The sequence below is a fragment of the Cupriavidus sp. SS-3 genome, assembly GCF_035818815.1.
Taxonomy (GTDB): Bacteria; Pseudomonadota; Gammaproteobacteria; order Burkholderiales; family Burkholderiaceae; genus Cupriavidus; species Cupriavidus taiwanensis_C.
The window spans coordinates 20,219-33,826 of sequence record NZ_JAYLVT010000021.1 but is presented as its reverse complement, the minus strand read 5'-3'; the positions used below and the strand labels follow the sequence as shown (position 1 = coordinate 33,826).

General features: G+C 63.4%; 12 protein-coding genes. 1 reads left to right on the top strand and 11 read right to left on the bottom strand.

Annotated elements, in window-relative coordinates; all coding sequences use genetic code 11:
- Nucleotides 1–117: 117 nt before the first annotated feature.
- The 10 genes from U9J39_RS24850 to U9J39_RS24805 all read right to left on the bottom strand — a co-directional run bounded on the left by U9J39_RS24850 (nucleotide 118) and on the right by U9J39_RS24805 (nucleotide 11,095).
- Complete coding sequence (locus tag U9J39_RS24850; RefSeq protein ID WP_326348371.1) at nucleotides 118–834, bottom strand: substrate binding domain-containing protein; 717 nt, start codon at nucleotides 832–834, stop codon at nucleotides 118–120.
- 117 nt (nucleotides 835–951) lie between these two features.
- Nucleotides 952–2,508 carry an MFS transporter gene (locus U9J39_RS24845; RefSeq protein ID WP_326348370.1) on the bottom strand — a complete coding sequence of 519 codons (1,557 nt, stop codon included), beginning with the start codon at nucleotides 2,506–2,508 and terminating at the stop codon, nucleotides 952–954.
- Nucleotides 2,509–2,602: 94 nt separating this feature from the next.
- Nucleotides 2,603–3,010, bottom strand: coding sequence for a Zn-ribbon domain-containing OB-fold protein (locus U9J39_RS24840; protein ID WP_326348369.1), 408 nt, complete (start codon nucleotides 3,008–3,010; stop codon nucleotides 2,603–2,605).
- A gap of 18 nt (nucleotides 3,011–3,028) precedes the next feature.
- Nucleotides 3,029–4,240, bottom strand: coding sequence for a thiolase family protein (locus U9J39_RS24835; RefSeq protein ID WP_326348368.1), 1,212 nt, complete (start codon nucleotides 4,238–4,240; stop codon nucleotides 3,029–3,031).
- A 12-nt stretch (nucleotides 4,241–4,252) separates the two neighbouring features.
- Nucleotides 4,253–4,768, bottom strand: a complete 516-nt coding sequence (locus U9J39_RS24830) for a MaoC family dehydratase (RefSeq protein ID WP_326348367.1) — start codon at nucleotides 4,766–4,768, stop codon at nucleotides 4,253–4,255.
- Nucleotides 4,769–4,797: 29 nt separating this feature from the next.
- On the bottom strand, nucleotides 4,798–5,946 hold the full coding sequence (locus U9J39_RS24825; RefSeq protein WP_326348366.1) for an acyl-CoA dehydrogenase family protein: 1,149 nt from the start codon (nucleotides 5,944–5,946) through the stop codon (nucleotides 4,798–4,800).
- Nucleotides 5,947–6,148: 202 nt separating this feature from the next.
- Complete coding sequence (locus U9J39_RS24820) at nucleotides 6,149–7,090, bottom strand: LysR family transcriptional regulator (RefSeq protein WP_326348365.1); 942 nt, start codon at nucleotides 7,088–7,090, stop codon at nucleotides 6,149–6,151.
- 283 nt (nucleotides 7,091–7,373) lie between these two features.
- A complete protein-coding gene (locus U9J39_RS24815) occupies nucleotides 7,374–8,834 on the bottom strand; it encodes an aldehyde dehydrogenase (protein ID WP_326348364.1) in 1,461 nt (486 codons plus the stop codon).
- Nucleotides 8,835–8,900: 66 nt separating this feature from the next.
- Entirely contained in the window at nucleotides 8,901–9,956 is a 1,056-nt protein-coding gene (locus U9J39_RS24810; RefSeq protein ID WP_326348363.1) for a zinc-dependent alcohol dehydrogenase family protein, read from the bottom strand.
- 218 nt (nucleotides 9,957–10,174) lie between these two features.
- Complete coding sequence (locus U9J39_RS24805; RefSeq protein WP_326348362.1) at nucleotides 10,175–11,095, bottom strand: alpha/beta hydrolase; 921 nt, start codon at nucleotides 11,093–11,095, stop codon at nucleotides 10,175–10,177.
- 291 nt (nucleotides 11,096–11,386) lie between these two features.
- Between U9J39_RS24805 and U9J39_RS24800 the strand changes: the two genes are divergently transcribed.
- Nucleotides 11,387–12,649: an MFS transporter gene (locus U9J39_RS24800; RefSeq protein ID WP_326348360.1), complete on the top strand. Its 1,263-nt coding sequence runs from the start codon at nucleotides 11,387–11,389 to the stop codon at nucleotides 12,647–12,649.
- 121 nt (nucleotides 12,650–12,770) lie between these two features.
- On the opposite strand, the gene U9J39_RS24795 is transcribed toward U9J39_RS24800, so the two are convergent.
- Nucleotides 12,771–13,571, bottom strand: coding sequence for an SDR family NAD(P)-dependent oxidoreductase (locus U9J39_RS24795; RefSeq protein WP_326348359.1), 801 nt, complete (start codon nucleotides 13,569–13,571; stop codon nucleotides 12,771–12,773).
- Nucleotides 13,572–13,608 lie beyond the last annotated feature (37 nt).

Genomic DNA, 13,608 nt, shown 5'->3' with positions numbered 1-13,608 from the left:
ATTGCCGTGCCGAATGAATGCCCAGTGGGCGTCGGAAACGGCGCATCGTGTCGCGCCCCCCAGGCGACCGAGAGCCGGTTTCCGGCTAGCGGTGGGTCGCCAGCTGACAGGCGGTCGCTATTCGTCGGCACTACCGACGGCGTTCAGCAAAGCGCGCACCTTGGCCGGCATCAGCCGGCGCGCCGGCGTCAGCGCATAGATCTTGGATGGCGATGAACTGAATGCCGGCAAGACCCGCACAAGGTCACCGCGCTTGACGTAGTCCTCGACAAAGCTCGACGCAATGCGCGCCACCCCCAGCCCGTCAATGGCGGCCCGCACCCGTATCTCCGCATTGGAGGTTCGGATGCGTGGTTGCACGGATATCCGCACCACCTCCTTCCCATCCTGGCAGAACTCCCAGTACTGGTCGTCCGGCTCGGCGAGAGCAGGCCATGCTTCTAGGTCTTGTGGCGCCTGGGGGAGCCCACGCGCCTTGCACAGGGAAGCGGATGCATAAAAGGCCCGCTCCATTGCCACCACCCGCTTGCTCACCATCGAGCTGCCTGGCAGTTGCGTGGTGGTCCTGACAAAGGCAACGTCGTACCCCTGCTCGATGAGATCGGGCACCCCTCGCGATTCATCGATCTCGACGCGCAGGTCGGGATACGTCTTGAGGAGCCTGGCGAGTGCCGGGGACAAATGCAGCCATCCGCTCTCGTAGGGCGCGCTCACCCGCAGCGTTCCCCAGACTTCCGGCGTTGCCGACTTCGCATCGGCCGCGACGTCACGCAGCGCCGCGAGCAGAGGCGCCGCGCGCGCATAGACCTCCTCGCCGGCTTCCGTGACGCGCACGCGGCGGGTGGTTCTCTCCAGCAGCCGGATGCCAAGCTGTTGCTTCTTCCACTACCCTGCAGAAGTTCTCCCAGTCGCGCCAGTCGCTGGCTTCTTCGGTATCTTCCGGCGTCATGTTCAATCGATCCGTCTTTGCCACATCGCAAATATGCCGCCGCAAACGGCGACCCACGTCACAAAATAGAAGCCATCCAGCGTGCTGAGGAAGCTTGCCTGCTGCGTGACCATGCGGCCGATCTCATGCAGCGCCAGGCTGGCGGCTTCATTGCTGGTGTGGCCCGTGCTCTCGAATGCATGGACCATCCGATCGCGCGTGGCCTGGTAGATCGCGTCGAACGGGTTCACGAACTCGGCAAGACGAGAATCATGAAGAGCGAACCGGTGCTGGTCCAGGATGATCATGGTCGCCGTGGCAAATGAATAGGTCAGTTGCTTGACGATGTTCTTGAAGCGGTAGCCGTGGTTGAACTCTTCTACCGCGAAGATCCGGAAAGTGACGTTGGCCACAGGCAATGCCACGAACAACAACAGCATGCCGCGCAGGACCAGTGGCAGCACCAGCCACGACACGCTGGCGCCGGGCGGCATATGCCCCATCCAGCCGCCGATCAGAGCCGCCAGCAGGAAGCCGGGAGCGATCATCCATTTCTTGTGCTGGACCAGCGATGCGTACCGGAAGTACGCGAATGCCAGGGGCAGCGAGAGTAGTGACGTGACGCCAACCAGTTGCCCGGCGTTCTCCACCGGGTAGCCAAGCCCGCCTTCCAGTAAGCGCGAAACCAGGTAGCCCATTGAGTGACTCAGATAGTAAAAGAGCATGTACAGCACGATCCCGACCTGGAACGTCTTTTCACGCAATGCATGGAGGCGAACGAGGGGCCGGGGGTGATGCCATTGGTGCCAGACGAACCACGCCAGCGCCAGCAGGCCGGCCACGCTCAGGAGCACGAGTGCGGGCGAGGCGCTGAACACCTCAAAGCGCACCTGCTGCATCACGATCAGCAGCGCGCCCAGTCCGGAAGCAAACAGGATATACGGCCAGAAATGCGCGTCGCCGCGCGCTTCGGAGTGCACCTTGCCGGAATGCGGCACAGCAAACCAGGCAAACAGCGCCAGAGCAGCACCGCCGAGCGCCGTGCCGGCGAACAGCGCGCGCCAGCCGAAGTGTGCGATCAGATAGCCGCCGGACAGTGGCGCAAGCGCGCTCGCCAGCAAGATCATCACCAGGAACACCTGCATGGCGGCCGGGCGCTGCTGCGGGTTGAAACTGACCTGCAACTGGATGCGGCAAGCGCTCATCATCGGGGCGATGAAGTACCCCTGCAGCCCACGAGCCACTGCCAGTTCCATCGACGATTCAGACAACGCGGACGCCACCGAGCCGGCGGCGAACAACAGCAGGCTGCCGCTGACATAACGCCGGTAGCCGGCGCGCTCGACCCACCACTGCTGCTGCAGGATGCCAAGCACAGAGGTCATGGCATACATCGTCGACGCCCAGACCAGTTCATCAGGCGACGCATTGATGCCGCCCGCGATGTACCGCGTGAAGAAGCCGAACATCGCGTTGTCGAAGTAGTCGAGCCCCGTGGCGAGCGCGATCGCCCAGGCGAACACATTCATGCGCGACGGCTTCCCTTCGATCTTCTGCAACCCGGCCGGCGTGGTATTCATGCCTTTACTTCCTGCTTGCCTTGGTGGATCCGGGCTCTATGCCAGCACCACCTCATCGCATGAATCCAGCGTGAGAGCCATGCGATTGCTTGCATCAGACGCCGGCGAACACCGGCAGCCTCTGCCCGCCACGTTCGATCATCCGGGCCTGGACCGGGCTGCCGATCTGCAGCGTCTCCGGCGGCCCTTCGATCTGCGTGAACAGGAAATAGCCCTCATCCATCTCGACGAACCCGACCGTGTACGGTGCGATCGCCGCAAAGGCCGGCGTTGGCCCGCGCATCACCGTGCTGAAGGAGTACAGCTTGCCGTGGCCCGCGGAGACTTCCCACGCGAGCTTGTCGGCGCTGCAGTGCGGGCAGAAGGAATGGGCCGGCCATACCGCTTGGCCGCATCCGCCACAATGCTGGTACTTCAGCAGTCCTGCACCCAGGCCTTCCCAGTAGGGCTTGGCATCGAGAAGCTGGTACGGCTGCGGCCAGCCATCTTGCGTTTGGATCATCACTTGCTCCGATGAGGTTCAGGTGGAGGAAGACAGCAGCAGCACGCTGCCGGCAGCCAGCATGCCCCCGGCGCCCTGCACCAGGACAGTCCCCGGCCGACGGCTGGGCGACTGGCCGAGCGGTTCGCCACGCAGCTGGCGCACTGCCTCGACCATGCTGTCCATATTGCAGGAGATGCCCGGCTGGCCGAACGACAGCCAGCCGCCGTTGGTATCGGTGGGCAAATCGCCATCCAGGCCAGTACGCCCTTCGCGGTACACGTCGATGCCGCGGCCCTTCCTCGCGAAGCCCAGGTCTTCCATCACGATCGGTCCCATGTGAGCGAAGTTGACCGAGATCTGCGCCATGTCGATGTCAGCGGGCGTCAGCCCCGACATGGCATAGGCCTGGCTTGCCGCCGCCGCCGTCGCCGTATAGGTCAGGTTCGGCATCTGCCCGAGTTCCGGGAACTTGCACGACCGCATGTTCATGCGGTCCCCCAGGTACTCATGCGTGGTGGCCGACCCATAGCCCATCAGGTAGACCGGGTTGCGCGCCGCCTTGGCCCGTTCCGGCGAAGTGATCACCAGCGCGCCGCCGGTGCCGCCGCCCCAGGTGGAGCACATCCAGCGCCGCAGGGGCGTGGCGACGTACGGCGAAGCCAGTACGGTGTCGCGGTCGATCTCGCCAAACCTGGCCTTGGCGGCGTGCGGGTGATGCACGCCCCAACGCTGGTTCGACACCGCCACCTCAGCCAGGTCGGCTTCGGTGAGGCCGTACTCATGCAGATAGCGGCAGGCGGCCTGGCCGTACAACGCCGGGATGATCGGACCGTACGGCACCTCGAACTGCGGATCGGCATCGGCCTCGGCGCCCATCGCCACGGCATCGACGAACAGCTCGGTCGCGTCGCTTTGCAGGCAGAGCACATACTCGGCCTGGCCCGCCGCGATCATCTCGGAAGCAACCGCCAGCGTCGCCGTCAGCCCCGCGCCGTGCATGGTGATCTCGCTGGTGCGCTTGACCGCCATCTGCATGTGCGAGATGAAGATATTGCTCCACTGCGAGCGCTTGTCCGCCCAGGGCGACCGTCCCGTGTACACGGCGTCGACCTGGTCCTTGCTGATGCCTGCGTCCTGCAACGCGCGCCGGGTGGCTTCGGCTGCGAGCTGCAGGGGGTCCTTGCGATCCGCCCGGGACGCATAGGCATCGCCCATCCCGATGATGGCTGCCACTGGCTTGGTCGACATGGCCGCCATGCCTCAGGCCGCCTTCAGTTCGGGCAGCGACGATGCGATCAGCGCGTCGAGGTCTTCGCGCTTGCGCAGCATCAGCAGGCTCCATTCGCCTTGCTGCAGCAGGTCGCCGTTCTGGTTGATCGCGCTAATGCGGAACTTGATCACGCCGTACTTGTCGTCCTTCTCCTTCTTGCCGATCACCTCGCACACCGCGTAGATGGTGTCGTTGATATACACCGGGTTGCGGAAGCGCATATTGTCGATGCCGTAGTTTGCCTGGATGCCCAGGCCAAACTGGATCAGGCCCGTGACGATCGAGTACGTGAGCGAACCCTGCACCAGGCGCTGGCCGAACCGCGTCTTTGAGGCGTAGTGCGTGTTGGAGTGAATCTCGATCCAGTTGCCGGTGAGTGCGCAGTAATTGACCACGTCGGCTTCGGTGACGGTACGTCCGCCGGAGCGGAACACCTGGCCAACCTGCAGCTCATCAAAGGTCTGGTCGATACGGTTGTTGATAACGCGCTTGGTCGTGTCAGTCATTTCGATGGTTCCTTGAAGTCGTTGCGCGCTCAGCCCATGCGCATGGACTTGGCGATGATGGTCTTCTGGATCTGCGAGGTGCCGCCGCCGATCGTGCACTGGATGCTTTCGCGCAGGTAGCGCTCCATGTCGGCTTCCGGCAGGTTGGCGTAACCGCCCAGCACCTGCATGCCGGTCAGCGCGCAGGCCTTCAGCGTCTCGGAGCCGTAGAGCTTGGCCATCGACACCTCGCGGCTGCAGGGCATGTGCTCGGCCGCCATCTGCGCGGCGCGGTAGCACAGCAGGCGGGCCGCGTCGACCTCGGTCTGGCGGTCGGCCAGCATGTGCTTGAGCACCTGGAAGTCCCACAGCTGCTTGCCGAACTGGATACGCTCATGGGCGTAGCGCACGGCGTTGGAGACGGCCTCCTGCGCGTTGCCCACGTAGGCCGCGGCCACCGAGCAGCGCTCCAGCTCCAGGTGTTCGGTGATGATCTTCCAGCCCTGGCCCTCCTCGCCCAGCATGGCGTCGGCGGGCACGCGCACGTTGTCGAGGAAGATCTCTGTCGTACCGGTGGCATGGCGCGACAGCGTGGGCAGCTTGTTGATGACCAGGCCGGGCGTGTCGTTGGGGATCAGCAGCACCGACAGGCCACCGTGTTTGTTGTCCGGGTCAGTGCGCACCAGCATGGCGATGACCACGTCCTTGGCGGCCGCGCCGCTGCACCACAGCTTTTGGCCGCTGACGATCCAGTCGCCGTTGGCGTCGCGGCGGGCGCGGGTCTTGGTGTTGGAGGCGTCGGAGCCGGCATCGGGTTCGGAGATCGACACCGAGAAGCGGATCTTGCCCTCGATAAACGGCCTGATGTACTTGTCCTTCTGTGCGGCCGTGCCGTACTTGGCGATGTTCATCGCGGTGAAGGTGGGCACCAGGATCGCGGCGGCGAAGTCGAAGCCGTACTTGCCCAGGCCCTCGGCCATCAGCGTGTAGTCGAAGATGTCGCCGCCAGCGCCGCCCTCCTCCTCGCTGAACAGCAGGCCCAGCCAGCCCTGCTTGGCGATCTTCTCGTAGGCCTCGTAGGGGTAGTCGCGGTTCACATCGCACTTGCGGATGTACTCGACTGTGACCTCGTTGTCCATGAAGCGGTTCACGGTATCGAGCCACAGGACCTGCGATTCATTCAGGAAATTCGGTTGCACTGTATTGCCTCCAATGGTGTGCGTTGGCATCTGCCTGCATGGCAGCGGTACGTCGCTGCGATGCGTGTTGGAAGCGTAGTGGTGTGCAGCCGGCAAACCAACTGGCCTTTTCCGAAGCGTCGATTCGGTGAAGTCGAAGTGACTGGCGGGTACCCGTGGCTCGGCGGCAAGCCGAGGCAGCGCCGCGGTTTTTCGGTAAGGGTCAGCCCTGCTCGGATGCCGGCGGCTCTCCGCGTGGACGGTCGAGCAGTTGCTTCATCAGCGCGGCGGCAGGCGGGCTGAGGACACGGCCGCGCGCGGTGGCGATGTGGGTGGTGCGTACCGCCCAGGACTCGTCAATGGCCACGCAGGCGACCTGGTCGAACAATTCATGGCTGAACAGGCACTCCGGCAGCACGGTCAGGCCCAGGCCGGCCTGTACCAGGCTGGTGGCAACGCCTGCGCTGACCACGTGGAAAGACGGTGCGAACTCGGCGCCCAGCCGTTTCGCCGCGGCGCGGAACATGCCCACCATCGATTCCACCGGAATCAGCCTTTCCGGCAGCAGGTCTTCGAACCTGACCGTCTCGCGCGCGCTGAGCGGATGCGTGAGGGGCACCACGGCGGCCAGCCGGTCGCGGCGGTACGGTGTCACGTCGACACCGCCCAAGTCCAGTTCATGCGCCATGGCGAACACGCCAATGTCCGCATTGCCGCGCGACACCGCATCGACAATCGCGATGTTCTCGAGTTCATTCACCACCAGTTCCACCAACGGGAAGTCGCGCGCGTAGTCGCCCAGTTCGCGGGCGAGGAACGGCACGATGATGGAGCGCGCCGACGCCACCACGAGCTTGCCGCGCATGCCCTCGGTAAAGGCGGAGATCTCGGAGCGCAGGTTCTCGATGCTGTCCAGGATCTGGCGGGCGTAGCGCACCAGCACGGCGCCCGCGGGACTCGGCACCACGCCCTTGGGCCCGCGTTCCAGCAGCTTGACGCCGGCGATGTCCTCCAGATCCTGGATACGCTTGGTCGCCGTCGAAGCAGCGATGTTCTCGCGGATCGCGGCGCGTCCGATTTGCTGCTCTTCGACGGCGGAAAGGAACAACCGCAGCGTGAAGATATCGACTTGCCGGATCAGGTGCAGGCGGTTGAATTCGGTCATGGGAACACCTGACGCACGTTAGATAAAGTCTGAACGTCGGATCGAATCGGCGCCACGGGGGTTAACCCCCCGTCGACGAGCGCATTGCCGGCACCCAGGGGCCGGCTGTGCTGAGCGCTGCATTCCGCAGCGCAACTGGCTGGCGATGACGTGCGGTGCGCATGCGTGCACAGCCATGCGCGCCGCCAAGCGCATTCCAGCAGGCGCTTCTCTGAGGTGCCGGGAACCGGCCCGAGCTTCAGAGCGTTCCCTTGCACTTTGAGACGGCAGCAGGCACTGCCCGTCAGGCCAGGACGATCGTTTTTGACTCCATGAACGCCGTCAGCCCTTCCACGCCCCCCTCCCGGCCAATGCCTGACTGCTTGAAGCCGCCAAAGCCGATCGAGAAGTCGGTACGCGGACCATTGTGGCCGACAGTCCCTGACCTGATCTGCCGCGCCACCTGCATCGCCCGGTCCCGGTCGTTGGTGAAGACCGCCGCGTTCAGGCCGAACGGTGTGTCGTTTGCCATCCGGATCGCACTGGCTTCGTCATCGGCCGGAATGATGCTCAGGACCGGGCCAAAGATCTCTTCCTGCGCGATCGTCGAACGGTTGTCCACGTTGCCGAAGACGGTAGGCTCAAAGAAAAAACCTCGTCCGAGATGCGCTGGCCGCTTGCCGCCGGTCGCAAGCACAGCTCCCTGCGCCACGCCTCCGGCGACGAAGCGTTCGACCGTATCACGCTGCCGCGCACTGGCCAGCGGCCCCGATGTCGTCGTCGCTGCAAACGGATCGCCAAGGACGATCCGCTGTGCGATGTCCGACAGGGCTTCAACCATCAGGTCGTGCTTGGCGCGCGGCACGATCACGCGCGTCAGGCTGTGACAGATCTGGCCAGTGTTGTATCCAAAGTACGAATTGCCAAGCGTATTCGCCGCGCTCTCGACATCGTAGTCATCGAGAATGACGGCCGGCGACTTGCCGCCGAGTTCCAGGGTGACACGTGCCACCCGATCGCCGGCAATCGACGCAATCCGACGTCCGGCGGCGGTGGATCCGGTAAAAGTGATCTTGTCCACGCCGGGATGGCGGACCAGCTCTTCTGACACGTCCCGGTCCGCCGTCACAACGTTGATCACGCCCAGCGGGAGCCCGATCTCTTCGCAGATCTCCGCCAGCATGTAGGCTGAACATGGTGCCTCGGGCGGCGACTTGATCACCAGCGTGCAGCCGGCTAGCAGCGCTGGTGCCGTCTTGTAGGCCATCAGGCCCGCCGGGCCATTCCAGGGGATGATCTCGCCCACCACACCCACGGGCTCATAGACGCGATAGCTTTCGTTTCCGGTGACCGACCGATGCGGTTCGCTGAAGGGAAACGTCGATGCCATCGCCGCGTACTGCCGGAAGGCACCGCTGATGAACAGCCCGATGCGGGGTTGGGCGATCTTGTAAACAATCCCGGTCTCGATCGCCCACACGCGGGCAAAGTCGTCGTTCCGTGCTTCCAGCCCGTCAGCGAACTTCTCGAGATAGACTGCCCGCTCCTGGGGCGTGAGGCGTGGCCAGGGGCCCTCGTCAAAGGCCCGCCGGGCCGCGGAAATGGCATGCTGCATATCCACGGACGAAGCTTTCGCTACCGTTGCCACGACTTCTTCCGTCGAGCAATCGAGCACGTCAAAGGTTTCCGAAGTGGAGGGCTGCACCCATTCGCCGCCGATATACAGCCGGCGCGGATGCTTCAGTTCGATAGTCCGATTCGTCATGTTGACTCCCGCTGCCGTGGTCAACGGCAGGATTCAGAATTTGGCTTGCACCTGGTACAGGATTCGTCAGAAGACGAAAACACCTTTGCCGCCAGATTGCTTATTGAAGTCGGCATAGGCCTCACTGGCCTGCTCGAGCTCCCATTCGCTGGTGAAGAGCTTGTCCACTTCGACGCCGTGGTCGGCGATGAAATGGGCGCAGCCCTTCATGCTGATCTCCGAGAAGGTGAAAGACCCCATCAAGGTCCTCTGCTTGCCAATCAGGTCCTTCATCACGTCCAGCGTCATGTTCCCGCCGACGGAGACGAGCACCACGCGCCCCCAGATCTTTGTGCTGCGAACCGCCTGGCTTCTCGGTACCTCACTGCCCGCGCACTCCACCGCACACGACACGCCCCTTCCGCCCGTAAGCTTGTGAATCTCCTCGACGGGATCCACCTTGCTCGCATCGATGGCATGTACAACGCCGAACGCCTTCGACTGCTCGACGCGATCCGGATGGATATCCACGCCGAACACCTCGACCCCCATGGCTGCGGCGAGCTGTGCCGTCGACAGGCCAACCGGGCCAAGGCCATAGATGGCAACCGTATCGCGCGCGCTGATATCAAGGCGCTGCAGTGCACCGTAGGCCGTACCGGTGCCGCAAGCCACGGCTGCGCCGGCTTTGAAGGACACCTCCTGCGGCAGATGCACCAACGACGATACAGGCACTTTCATGTAGTTAGCGTGCCCACCATCGCTCAACACCCCATAGATGCGAGCGCCGTGGTCGCATAGCTGAGTCCAGCTCGTCCGACAGTGGTCACACAGGCCGCAACCCGCGTAGTGGAAGACGATGACGCGGTCACCGACCTTGAAGGTCTTCGGATCTACGCCCGGTCCAAGCGCAGCCACTACACCGCATGGCTCATGTCCGCCGATAATCGTGTCAGACTCGATACGATCCTTTAGCCCGAGCATCGCCAGGGACTCAGCCATGCCGTGGCGGTAGTAATGCAGGTCGGTTCCGCACATACCCGACGCCTTCATTTCGATGATCGCCTCTCCGGGTCCGGGAACGGGATCGTCGAAATCGAGCACCTCAACCTTGCAGTTCCCCTGAAAAACCATGCCTCGCATTGAACAGTCTCCGAGTCGTTGTCGTGGCTCGCAGTCGAAACTGCGGCACTTCTAGTCCATGCAAGTTAGTCGCGCGTAACGCACCTTGCAATTGGCGCTTTTCGAAGCCTCGGTTCGATATCCGCGAAGCAAATGCCCTCACACCGACGCCTTGTCGCAATCGGTGCTGTGGCGTCAACGACTGAAGGCGGGCTCGACCGGAGTCACGCCTGCCTTGCTTACAGGTTTTCCTTGTAGAACGGAATCAGCCTGGCGAGCGCCTTGGACACGGGTTCGGGCTTGTCATAGAGGTCGTAGTGCGACCATCCCTCAACCACGACCAGTTCCTTTTTCTGGGATCGTGCGCGGCCAATGATTTCGCATCCATCCCGGTACGCACCGAAGGCGCCGACCTTGTCCCCCACAACCACCATCAGCGGTTGAGTGAGCAGCACCTCCGCGAGATGGAACGCATCCCAGCCCACAGCTGCCCCCTGGTGGGAGAAGAGCGACCGATTGGCGCCGTGCGGCTTCCGGCCCCGCGGGGTCCGGTAGTACTCCGTGGCCTCGAACACATCGATTTCCGTGAGACCGCGCTTCTTTGCCTCTTCCGGTGACGACGGCAGCAGGTCGTCGACACGCAGTTTTGCGCCGCGCGCTTCGGCGGTGCGTTGCTTTGCCATCGCTTCCAGCGCGCCGACAGGATCGTATCCGCTGAAGCCTTCGCGCATGAGCCTGCCGTAGTTCACGCCAGTGACGGTGCCCACCGCCTTGATGCGCCGTTCGGTCATTGCAGCGTTGATCGAATAGCCGCCACCGCCGCAGATGCCCAGCACGCCGATACGATCTTCATCAACGTAGTCGAGCGTCACCAGATAGTCGGCGACAGCGCGGAAATCCTCGACACGCAGGGTGGGATCTTCGATGTAGCGTGGCTCGCCACCGCTGGCGCCCTGGAAGCTCGCATCGAATGCAAGGACAACAAAGCCTTCTTTCGCCAGGGCCTCGCCGTAGACGTTACCGGAGGTTTGCTCCTTGCAGCTACCGATCGGGTGCGCGCTGATGATGGCCGGGTACTTCTTCTTCGCGTCGAAGCCCGGTGGGAAATGGATATCTGCTGCGATATCCCAGTACTGGTTCTTGATCTTGACAGTTTCCATTCGGTTCACCTCGTTGGGGATGTGGTTGAACGATGAGTTCGCAGGAATGAATGTAGGCATTCAACTGAAGCTAAACAAGTACGTCATCCGGACCACAGTGGTAATCATCACTTAACAATCCTCCGTCTGATGGGGGCGGGATAAGCGCATCGCAGGCGCCCCGGTATCCGCGCCGGAAATCCTCTGGCTTCGCCTGCAGACAGCCTTTCAAAGTACGGGACGTATGCTTGCAGACCATTGCGATGCTGCGTGGCTTCGATGTGCAATCGACATACATAGGAGAAGAACCACATGACCGCGCCGCCCCGCAAGCCAGTTGACGCCATTACTGCCACCGCCTGGGGACCGCTGCGCAACCGGCGGTTTTCGGTGCTCTGGTCGGTGTGGGTCGCCGCCAACGTGTGCGTCTGGATGTGCGACGTTGCCGCGGCATGGTTGATGACCACCCTGACCGACAGCAAGACCCTGGTCGCACTGGTGCAGACAGCCACGGCATTGCCCGCATTCCTGTTGGCGCTTCCCGGTGGCGCACTGGCGGATCAGGTGGACAGACGGAGGTGGTTCCTCGTCACACTCTTGTGTACGGCGGCGACTACGACCGCGCTGGCGGTAGTGACTTACACCGATACCCTCAACACCCCTTTGCTTTTGGCTCTGGTCTTCGCCGGAGGTGTGGGTGCCGCACTGCGCTGGCCAGCGTTCTCCGCCTTGCTGCCCGAAGTCGTGTCACGTCCGGAATTGCCGCAGGCAATGGCGTTGCATGGCCTTGCCGTGCACGGCGGACGCGTGGGAGGGCCCCTCGTCGCCGGTCTGTTCCTGGCAATGTGGGGCGGCGCCTCGGTGTTTTTCCTCGGTGCGCTGCTCTCGCTTACGTCCGCGCTGGTGATCTGGAAATGGGACTATGAAGGGCCGCCGCGCAAGCGTCGCACGGTGCGTTTCCCGCAGGCGATACGAGCCGGCCTGCGTTACGCATGGCGCAGTTGCCGCCTGCGCGCCGCAACCGTGCGCATCTGGGTACTCTTTACGACCGTGACGGCACTGATGGCATTGCTGCCGCTGCTCGCGCGCGCGTATGGTATCGGCAGCGCGATGGTCTACACGACGCTACTTGCATGCGTGGGCGCCGGGGCCATGACGGCTGTGATGGTGCTTCCACGGCTGCGGGCGCGCTTCGGGTCGCAAAGAATCGTCACGGAGGGTTCGCTCGTGCTCGGCATGGCGATTGCAGGCGTCGGGCTAGCTCCGCACGCGTGGCTGGCAGCGCCAATCCTGCTGATCTGCGGCGCTGGGTGGATTGCTATCGGCAATTCCCTGAACGTCAGCGCTCAACTGGCTCTGCCAGACCGTCTTCGCGCACGGGGAATGGCAGTTTTCTTCATGGCCGCCATGGGCGGCGGTGCAAGCGGCGCCGCCGCATTCGGCGCGCTGGCCGACCACATCGGCGTGCGTGCAGCGCTGCTTGTACTCGCGCTCATGACGTTTGCACTGGCCTGTTTGATGCGTCGCCGCTGGTCGATCGCATTCGCGGATGGCCGGGGTCAGGCACAGAGTTGAGCCAGAGGTTTGGCTCGTGACCTGCAGCCGGACATGGATCCTGGCTTGAGCCGTTGGTGTGCTGTCGTTACCTGTCGGACCAGGCCCGGAACTACCGTTCCACCTGGCGTCGCCACTTTCCTCAGTGAATGGTCAACCCACCCGTCGGACTGAGTGTCGCCCCCGTGAGGTAGTGCGCGGCATCCGAAGCCAGGAATGCCACCACCTGGCCAATGTCTTGCGGCGCCGCCACGCCGAGCGGGCTGCTCGCAATGATCTTTTCGTATTGCTTTCGGTGGCGCTCCGACACCCCGCCCTCCTTCTCGAACGCAGCCTGCCAGGAGGGGCTGTCGCGCACCACGGTCACGCACACGCAGTTCACGCGGATCCGATCTCTGGCCAGTTCCTTGGCAAGCACCTTGCTCGCACTGATCAGCCCGCCGGCGAAGGTCGCGACCGCTGTCTGGGTGGGCGTGGGGACCCTGCCCCCCTCGGAGGTCACAAACACGACGCTTCCGCCTCCGCGCTGGCGCATGAAGGGCAACGCCGACTGTACCGGGAGCAGCTTCGCAGCGGTGTTCTCTGCCACCACAGCGCAAACACGCGACAAATCGATATCGCCGAACGGTGCCCTGACATCGTGGCGGCGTGCCTCGTCGTCGTTGCCCCCGGCGTTCGCGACAATAATGTCGATGCCACCATGACGGAGCGCAGTCTCGGCTGCCACCGCGTCCATATCCGACTTCGAACGGACATCGCCGGACAGGAAGTCCCCGGTTCCTCCGGCTTGGCGGATCTCGGCGAGCACGGCCTCGGCCTTCGCTGCCGTTCTGCCGCTGATGACGACGATGGCACCGAGAGCAGCAAGCTCTAGCGCGATCCCTTTCCCAATCCCGCCTGTACCGCCGGTGACGATGGCGACCTTTCCTTCAAGACTCTTCATCTCGGGGAACCTCTATTTGTTGAAATGGTGATTGTTT

Bases quoted from the DNA above. Each gene is read 5' to 3' on its own strand.
- U9J39_RS24805 (WP_326348362.1), bottom strand. From the start codon at position 11,095: ATGGAAACTGTCAAGATCAAGAACCAGTACTGGGATATCGCAGCAGAT.
- U9J39_RS24800 (WP_326348360.1), top strand. From the start codon at position 11,387: ATGACCGCGCCGCCCCGCAAGCCAGTTGACGCCATTACTGCCACCGCC.
- U9J39_RS24830 (WP_326348367.1), bottom strand. From the start codon at position 4,768: ATGACTGACACGACCAAGCGCGTTATCAACAACCGTATCGACCAGACC.
- U9J39_RS24840 (WP_326348369.1), bottom strand. From the start codon at position 3,010: ATGATCCAAACGCAAGATGGCTGGCCGCAGCCGTACCAGCTTCTCGAT.
- U9J39_RS24820 (WP_326348365.1), bottom strand. From the start codon at position 7,090: ATGACCGAATTCAACCGCCTGCACCTGATCCGGCAAGTCGATATCTTC.
- U9J39_RS24815 (WP_326348364.1), bottom strand. From the start codon at position 8,834: ATGACGAATCGGACTATCGAACTGAAGCATCCGCGCCGGCTGTATATC.
- U9J39_RS24845 (WP_326348370.1), bottom strand. From the start codon at position 2,508: ATGAATACCACGCCGGCCGGGTTGCAGAAGATCGAAGGGAAGCCGTCG.
- U9J39_RS24835 (WP_326348368.1), bottom strand. From the start codon at position 4,240: ATGTCGACCAAGCCAGTGGCAGCCATCATCGGGATGGGCGATGCCTAT.
- U9J39_RS24795 (WP_326348359.1), bottom strand. From the start codon at position 13,571: ATGAAGAGTCTTGAAGGAAAGGTCGCCATCGTCACCGGCGGTACAGGC.
- U9J39_RS24810 (WP_326348363.1), bottom strand. From the start codon at position 9,956: ATGCGAGGCATGGTTTTTCAGGGGAACTGCAAGGTTGAGGTGCTCGAT.